The following is a 6325-nucleotide window of genomic DNA, read 5'->3' as shown; positions in this document are numbered from 1 at the left end:
GGGCTCCGGCACCGAGTACGCCGCGGACCTGACCCGCCGCTGACCCGCCGCTGCCGGAGGCATTCCGCATGTTGTGATCGCGGAAGTTACCGATAGTGGTGCTGGTCAGGAGGTTGTCCTTCCGGGGGTGGCGGATGTGCGGGGTGCTACCAGGGCAGGTCGGGGTGGTGGCGCAGGGCCTGTTCGCCGAGCCGGCGGGAGAGGGCGGTGAGGGCGTCGGCGGTGGTGGCGGCGTCGGTGGGCAGGTGGATGACAGTGCGCAGGACCTGCGGCTGGTAGCCGAGGCGCTTCTTGGCCAGGTAGTTGGCGCGTCCGGCGTCGATGCGGCGGGCGCCGTGCTCGATGGCCCAGCGGGGGGCTTCGGTCATCAGCCAGGTGTAGGCGTGGCGGGCGAGGGGGTGCTGGTGGTCGATGCCGGAGGCCCACAGGTAGAGGCAGCCGTCGTGGAGGAAGGCGTACATGCCTCCGACGAGGTGGCCGTCGGCGCGGGCGGCGAGCAGGACGGCGCCGGAGACCTGGGCGAGGTACTCGAACATGTCCCGGCCGTAGAGGGCTGTGCCGTGGCGCTCGGAGGTGCCGACGGCCAGCGCGGTGAACTCCTCCAAGTGCGGCAGCATCCGGGACCCGGTGAGCGGGTCGAGGGTCAGGCCGACCTCGGTCGCGCGGCGCCACTGGCGGCGCGCGTCGCGGCGGTGGCCGGCGGGAGTACCGTCCCACCAGTGTTCGAGGCCCGGGCCGGTGGGCAGCTCGCGGACGTGGGCGACGTCGGTAGCGAGGTTGAGGACGCGGGCTGCGCCCTGGCGGCGTCCGGCGGTGGTGAGGCGTTCGGCCTGCTCGGCGGTGAGCCCCGGGTAGACGACGGCGTGGGCGTCGTACTCCTCGGCCAGGCGCAGACCTGCGTGCGCGGTCAGGCGGGCGCTGGCGTCGGTGGCGGTTCCGGCTCCGCCGTACTGGGCGTGGGGGCTGCCGGAGTAGAGGACGGGGCCGAGCCACACCGGTGCGACGCCGGCGTCGGTTTCCTGGCTGTTCCAGTACGGGCAGCCGCGGGCGGGGACGAGGAAGTACGGCACCGTCTCGGTGATGCCGGCGCCGAGGTCCGTGATCTGGAGATGGCGGTGGGCGTCGACCCGCTCGGTGGTGAGCTGCTCCCAGGCGGCGGTCCACATGCGGGTGCGGGAGGGGTGCGCCGCGGGATCGCTGTCGCGGGGGGCGTCGGCGATCCGGTCGTACCAGCGGCTGAGGGCGTGGGTGGCCTCGTCGTCGGCGTCGCTGGTGATGGTGTCGGTGCTGGTGGTGATGGGTCTCTCCGGTAGGGCGGTCGGGCCTGCCCGGATCGGGCGCGGTGGGCGTCGGCCGGGCGGGTGGTCAGCGGGTGGGCCTGTGCCGGCCCGGTGGCGGTGCGGCGGTCAGGGTGGGAGCAGCGGGCGAGGGCCAGGCGGGGAGGTTGCTCGCTCGGGCGCGGGCGGCCTTCATCTGCTGGTCGCGATCGGGCAGGGGTATGCCGACCCTCGGGGTGACGTGCCGGGTCAGTGCGGGCAGCTGGCTGTGCGCGAGCCATCGGGCGAAGGGCCAGGCTTCCTGGTCGCGCAGGGCTTCGGCCCGGCGCAGGAGGGGCTCGATGTCGTCGGGCGGGCCGAGGAGGGCGGCTTGCGCGTCGCGCCAGCGGTCCTGGATCTCCTGGAGGTGGGCGAGCGCCTTCTCGGCGGCGTGGAGGCGCCGCAGGTGGGGCCCGACGAATGGGTCCAGGAGGTCTTCGACGTGGGCGTTGGACCGGATGCCGGCGACGACGTGCTGCCCGGTGTCGAGGAGCACCTCGACGTGGTACCAGGCCCTGCGGTTGCGGTCGCGCTCGGATTCGAAGAGCTGGATGCTTCGGTCGCGCGTATCCGACCAGGGGTGGTCCCCGATCAGGGCGTCGCTCAGGTCCTGGAGGCCGTGGACCGTGTAGGTCACGGTGTCCGCGCGGGCCCGCCAGAGCACCTGTCGGTAGCGCGGCGCGAGGGTACCGGTGATCTCGGCGGCCAGGGTGGCCATGTCCGGCTCCACCCCGGAGCTGACCGGTACGGTCAGCTCCGGGGTGCCGTCCAGGAGGTGGACGGCGTCGTCGGGGCGGGCCGCGCCGACCAGAAGCGGGGCGTCCGCGCCCGGCCGGACCGCGAGCAGGTGCTCGCCGGCGGGGCCGGTGAGGGCGAGGGCGGTGTGCGGAGCGGTGGTGCTGGTGAAGCCGGGCCAGGACCAGGACCAGACCCGATCGTGCAGGTCGGCGAGGTCGCGGCCCGGGCGGAGCGGCAGGGGCTCGACCGACCAGCCGGGCAGGTGGTCGGCCAGGTCCTCGGCGAACGGCGAGGTGACGGGATCTGCCGGCCGGTCCGGAAGAGCCTTGCCGTGCTCGTCGAAGTACACACGCGCGAACCGTCCGGCTGCCCCGAGGGGTGGACCGGTCAGCTCGAACAGAGCCTCGGTACTCGCCCACCGCCCCCCGGGGGTAGACGAGTTGATGCCGTACACGAGCGCCCAGCGCGGGTGGGTGTCGGGAAGGTAGGCGCGCAGGCGCTCGAATGTCGCGAAGTCCTCGGTGGTCAAGTCGGCGTGGTCGATGTAGGTGCTGGGGTCGGCAGGCACGGCGTCCTCCTAGTCAGGCGGCCATCAGGGGCCGGTCGGCGTCGTGGGGGTGTTCCCAGGAGCTGCGGTGGGTGCGTAGTCCGCGAAAGCAGGTGAAGGTGCCGGTCGAGACGAGGACTCCGGTTGCTACTACCAGCAGGTTCAGGTGGCCGGTGGGCCACAGGGCGACCAGGAGGCCGGCGAGCGGGAGCGGGGCGAGCACGAGCAGGACGGTGGTGGCGAGGGTGGCGCCGAAGGCCCTGTCGGGGATGAGGCGGGCGCGGGCGGTGCGCAGGACCACGGTCACCGCACCTTCGCCGGCCATCAGCAGTGCAATGGTGGTGGCGTAGAGGGGGAGGTTGGGTGCCAGGGCGCTGGCGAGGGTGGCGGTGCACATGGCGGCGGCCGCGGTGGCGCCGACGGTGAACAGGCCGAAGTGGTCGATGGCTCGGTGGGCGACGGCGACGGCGGCCAGGGAGAGGGCGGCGGCGATGCTCCACACGGTGCCGACGGCGGCGGTGGAGTGGTGCAGGGTCCGGGTGACGGTGATGGGGGCGGAGACCTGGAGCAGGCCGGAGGCGAGGTTGACGCAGGCCAGTGCTCCGACCAGCCAGGCCAGGGCGGGGGTTCGCCGCAGGGTGCCCATGCCGGTGGCGAGGCTGGCGAGCGGGTGGCCGGCGACGGGGTCGGTGACGACGTGCAGGTGCGGTCGGTGGGTGCGCACGCTCGCGGCGACGGTGGCGGTGACGGCGGACAGGATCGCGACGGTCACCAGCAGCAGGGCCGGTCCGGTGAGCAGGAGCAGGCCGCCGATCAGCGGACCGATCAGGAGGGCGGCCTGGTCGGTGCCGGTGAAGACGGCTTGGACGCGGTGGGCGCGCTCGCCCGCGCGGCGGCCGGCTTCCGCGGCCACGGCCTCGTTGGCGAGGTAGGCGGCTTCGGCGAGCATGCCGGCGAGCACCCCGAAGAGGAGGACCAGCCACGCCCCGGCGCCGAGGGTCAGCCCGATCAGGGTGGCGAGGGCGCCGGCGCCGCGCAGCAGGCTGGTGGTCAGGACGGCGGTGCGGGGGCTGTAGCGGTCGATGATGGGACCGGCGCCCGCGACGGCGACGAGGCGGGGAAGCCACTCCAGCAGGAAGGCCAGTCCGGCCCACCCGGGCGAGTGGGTGAGGGTGAGGACGAGCAGCGGCACGGCGTACATGACCACGGCGGCGGCGAGCGAGTCGCTGGCGCGCAGGGTGTAGCAGCGCAGCAGCCAGTCCCGGTCGGCTCGGTTCCGGTGTTGGCCGGCGGTGTTCGGGCGGGGCAAAGGCGGTCTCCTGCAAGGGGGTTCGGCAGCGTGGGGTTGGTTTGGCCGCCGACGGAGCCCCGGTGGCGTCCGTCGGCGGCCGGGTCAGCGGCGCTGCCGTGAGGGGGCAGCGGGTGTGGCAGGCGTGGGCGAAGTCGCCGTGCTGGTGCTCCGGTTCGGCTTGCCTGCGGCGGGGTGCGGCAGTTTTGCGAGGTGCCGCACACGCCAGGTCAGCACCGCGGTGACCGACCCGGCGGTGTCCAGCTCCCGCCAGGAACGGGCCCGCGCCAGCAGGACGTCGGGGTCGTGTCCGGCGGCTTCCGCCTCGGCGAGGGCGGCGGCCAGGGCGTCGAACTCCGGCTCGGCGAGCATCCGCCGACCGCCCTCGCCCGGTACCGCCCGCCGCACGGCCTGCTCCTGGCGGTCGCGCACGGCGGCGGGAAGCTGCCGGCCGCGCTCGCGCAGGGCGGCCAGCGGCTGGGCGGAGGCCTGCCGGTAGGCCGCACGCAGGCCGTCGGCCGCCGCGCGGGCGGCGGCGGCCTGCTGGAGGTGGCCCTGCTTGGCGTGCCAGCGGCCGGCCGCGATGACGAGCAGGATCAGCGCCGCCAGCGCGCCCGCGGCGGCGGTGGCGTCCGGGCCCTGGTTGGTGGTGTAGCCGCCGGACAGCACCTCGCGGGCAACGGCCCGCACGGCGCGGGAGTCGGAGTTCGCGGCCCTCACGTGCGAGCGCGAGGCCCGCTCGTAAGCGCGGGCTGCGGCCAGCAGCTCGGCCTTCTGCGCGGGCAGGGCCGTGGCCGCCAGGGCGTCGAGCACCTCCCCGGTCGCCTCGACCACCCCGGCCGCGGCCTCGGGTTCGCCGTCCAGGAGGTCAATGGCCTCCAGCGCCGTGTCCGCCGCCCGGAGGCGAGCTGCGGCCGCCGGAGAGCGGCGACCGGTCGGTGTTCGGGCACCGCCGTCCTCTGCTGCGGAACCGGCCGTCTCCGGCCGCTCCGAAGCCGGAGTCACGAGGCGGCGGCGGATCTTGGGCAGGGTCAGGTCGGGTGCGAGTTTGTACCCGCCGAACCACACCGGCTCGCCGTTGGCGTCCCGCTCGCCGACGACGGCGACGCTGTAGCCGAGGGTGTCGCCGGAGGGACCGATCTTGCGGTTGACCAGCACGCCGGAGGTCTCCAGCCGGGCGAAGAACTCAGCTTCACTCGCCGCGCCGGCGAGGGCCTGGCGGACCGCGTCGCGCAGCTGCTGCCGACTCGTGTCCGCCTCACCCAGTCGGGCGGCCTTGTGCTTCTCACGGTTGGTGGGTTCCTTCGCGGCCGTGCCGTCACCCGAGGTGAGTTCGCGAAGCCCCCACTCGCGTTCGATCTTGCGGCACTCCGCCTGGGCCCGGGGGTAGTCGTTCTCGATGTCGGCCTTGAGCAGGTTGCCGCGCACGATGGTGGCGGCGATGTGGATGTGGTCGTCGGCGTGCCGCACGGCGACCCACCGGCAGCCGTCCGGGTCGCCGTCCGGCGCGATGCCGGTGGCCGCGACGACCCGGCGCGCCACCACCGCCCACTCCTCGTCGCTGAGCAGCCGGTCCTCGGGAGCGGTGCGGACCGAGCAGTGCCACACGGGCTTCTTCAGCCGGCGGCGGGAGCCCCGCTGGTCGACCCTCATGTCGAGCGCCGTCTGGAGCTGCTTGATCGTGGCGTTCGGGTCGCGGCCCGGATCGGGGGCGAAGCCGTCCCAGGAGGCGACGAGGTGGGGGTCGGTGTGCTCGTCCCGACGGCCCGGACCGTAGAGGTAGGCCAGCAGGCCGTACGTCCGATCCCCCCTTGTGACGTTCGGGTTCAGTGCTTCTTCCGTTGCTTGAGGAGACCGGCGGCCGTGCTGTCGACAGTGGCGATGGCGGTGCGGACTCGGGCCAGGGCGTCGGCCAGGTCGGCAGGGTGGGGCAGTCCGCCGATGTTCAACTCGCGCGCGATCTGGTTGACGTTGTTGCCGACGCGAGCGATCTGACGGCGTGTGGCAGCGAGTTCGTCGATGGCACGGTCGAGCTGGTCGTCGGCGTCGAGCGCGGCATCATGTCGCGCCGCAGCGCTGAGCGCGGCGGTGGCGATGAAGCGCGCGACGGTCAGGGCACGTGCGTCAGCGGCGTGCTGAATCTGCGTTTCTTCGTCGGAGCTGACGCGGATCGTCAGCTTGCGCTGGCGCTGCTGCGGCTCGTGGTAGCGGCGACGCGGACGTCGCAGGACGGTCGGTTCGTCGGCGGGCTCGACGGTGGTCATCTGTTCCTGTCGGTTGTCCTGCCCGCCGCTGCCCCCTGGCTGCGGCGAGCCGTGGGGGGGGGGGGGGGGGCCCCCCCCCCCCCCCCCCCCCCCCCCCCCCCCCCCCCGGGGGGGGGGGGGGGGGCGGGGGGCGGCGGGGGGGGGGGGGGCGGCGGGGAAGAGGGGCGCCCGC

General features: G+C 74.5%; 5 protein-coding genes. All 5 read right to left on the bottom strand.

Annotation, left to right across the window (positions count from 1 at the left end):
- Positions 1–146: 146 nt before the first annotated feature.
- The gene (locus ACIRRH_RS32125) at positions 147–1166 is read right to left on the bottom strand and encodes a GNAT family N-acetyltransferase (protein WP_403074352.1); all 1020 of its coding nucleotides are present in this window, start codon (positions 1164–1166) and stop codon (positions 147–149) included.
- 199 nt (positions 1167–1365) lie between these two features.
- The gene (locus ACIRRH_RS32120) at positions 1366–2622 is read right to left on the bottom strand and encodes a hypothetical protein (RefSeq protein ID WP_403074351.1); all 1257 of its coding nucleotides are present in this window, start codon (positions 2620–2622) and stop codon (positions 1366–1368) included.
- A 13-nt stretch (positions 2623–2635) separates the two neighbouring features.
- A complete protein-coding gene (locus tag ACIRRH_RS32115) occupies positions 2636–3910 on the bottom strand; it encodes an MFS transporter (RefSeq protein WP_403074349.1) in 1275 nt (424 codons plus the stop codon).
- Between the two features lie 84 nt (positions 3911–3994).
- Positions 3995–5542: a relaxase/mobilization nuclease domain-containing protein gene (locus ACIRRH_RS32110; protein WP_403074347.1), complete on the bottom strand. Its 1548-nt coding sequence runs from the start codon at positions 5540–5542 to the stop codon at positions 3995–3997.
- Positions 5543–5715: 173 nt separating this feature from the next.
- Entirely contained in the window at positions 5716–6153 is a 438-nt protein-coding gene (locus ACIRRH_RS32105; RefSeq protein ID WP_403074345.1) for a MobC family plasmid mobilization relaxosome protein, read from the bottom strand.
- Between the last annotated feature and the right edge of the window lie 172 nt (positions 6154–6325).

Source organism: Kitasatospora sp. NPDC101235, from assembly GCF_044767505.1.
Lineage (GTDB): Bacteria > Actinomycetota > Actinomycetes > Streptomycetales > Streptomycetaceae > Kitasatospora.
The sequence above is the reverse complement of the archived record's forward strand: the minus strand, read 5'-3'. Positions and strand labels throughout refer to the sequence as shown.

Coding starts and splice junctions, on each gene's coding strand:
- ACIRRH_RS32125 (WP_403074352.1), bottom strand. CDS start 1,166: ATGTGGACCGCCGCCTGGGAGCAGCTCACCACCGAGCGGGTCGACGCC.
- ACIRRH_RS32110 (WP_403074347.1), bottom strand. CDS start 5,542: ATGAGGGTCGACCAGCGGGGCTCCCGCCGCCGGCTGAAGAAGCCCGTG.
- ACIRRH_RS32105 (WP_403074345.1), bottom strand. CDS start 6,153: ATGACCACCGTCGAGCCCGCCGACGAACCGACCGTCCTGCGACGTCCG.